Genomic DNA, 1,152 nt, shown 5'->3' with positions numbered 1-1,152 from the left:
ACCTCCGGCCTACCGAAACCATCGACGCAGATCACGCAGACACGCCGACGACCGTCAGCCTTTCAACCTCTGTAGCGGAAGCGTGGGCTAATGGCGTCTCGCCATAGCATGATGTCGAGATCGACTTGCGGTACTTTCCACTCGAAATATGCCATATAGCGTACTGGCGGCAAGCAGATTAGGCCCAGGAAGATTACCGATGGCCAGATCGGCCACAGGCGGTCAAAATCGATAGCGATCAGGGGCAGGCTCACCAAGGCTGATCTCAAGTACCACACGGCGAGGCGATAGGGAAGTGTCGTTCGGGCGCGCTGGGCCACGACACTGAGGTCGCTCGTCTCCGGCTCAGACACTGCAGCAGAGTAGCGCCTGGGCGCCACCCTCGACGGTCCTCGGATGTGTGCATGCTCAGCTTGGGAATCGCGTTGGTTCACACCCTGAGTAGCCATTCCGGCCGACAGAGGAGTACGGAGCATTCAGGCTGAGGCCGTTTGAGTGCCACCGTCGACCTGTGTTGACCGCTGCGTCGGGCATGGATCGGGCACGAAGCGGTGTTGCAGGCTGTTCGTTGCGCCGGCCCGTTGCCATGATCAGAGCCATGCGGGTAGATCAGTACGTGTACTTCTCATTGCGCTCGGACCACATGCTGGCGCGCGAGATGGCGGCCCGCTTGGGCATGGAGCCAGACGAGATTAGCGTCAAGGCCAGCAAGAGGCAGGACCCTCCGGTGCCGCGTGTTCATGCGTGGAGGCTTGTGTGCCGTGATGGTGGCCTGACGCTCGATGAGCAGATTGACCGCCTCATCGAGCGTCTTGAGCCCTTCGCCGATGAGATCGCGGCCCTGGCTGGAGAGATCGACGCGTCGGAGGGGGAGGGCATCACCGGGACGCTCCAGGTGGTGCGCTACTTCAATGACGACAGTGGCGAAGGGGAGAGTCCGCAGCCGAACGGCACTGACCTGGTCCGCTTACCCGGCCAACATCAGCGTCTCGGCTGGCACCTCGATCGCAGGGTCCTGGAGTTCCTTCACCGCACGGGAGCCGAGCTGGACGTGGACGAGTACGGGGATGACTAACCTCCGTCTTTCATTAAGCCTGGTGGTTGGTTGGTTGTGGTGTTTCGGGCGAGGTGGCGGTGGTCGTTTTGGTGATG

At 61.5% G+C, this 1,152-nt stretch carries 2 protein-coding genes; one reads left to right on the top strand and one right to left on the bottom strand.

The window, feature by feature from the left end:
- Positions 1–62 precede the first annotated feature (62 nt).
- Positions 63–353, bottom strand: a complete 291-nt coding sequence (locus ACLQ23_RS31525; RefSeq protein ID WP_425881531.1) for a hypothetical protein — start codon at positions 351–353, stop codon at positions 63–65.
- A gap of 233 nt (positions 354–586) precedes the next feature.
- On the opposite strand from ACLQ23_RS31525, the gene ACLQ23_RS31520 reads away from it, so the two are divergent.
- Positions 587–1,075, top strand: a complete 489-nt coding sequence (locus tag ACLQ23_RS31520; RefSeq protein ID WP_425881532.1) for a DUF4279 domain-containing protein — start codon at positions 587–589, stop codon at positions 1,073–1,075.
- Positions 1,076–1,152 lie beyond the last annotated feature (77 nt).

Origin of the sequence: Micromonospora sp. DT41, from assembly GCF_049841715.1 — a bacterium.
Lineage (GTDB): Bacteria > Actinomycetota > Actinomycetes > Mycobacteriales > Micromonosporaceae > Micromonospora > Micromonospora profundi.
This window is presented reverse-complemented; position numbering and strand designations above follow the sequence as displayed.

Bases quoted from the DNA above. Each gene is read 5' to 3' on its own strand.
- ACLQ23_RS31520 (WP_425881532.1), top strand. From the start codon at position 587: ATGATCAGAGCCATGCGGGTAGATCAGTACGTGTACTTCTCATTGCGC.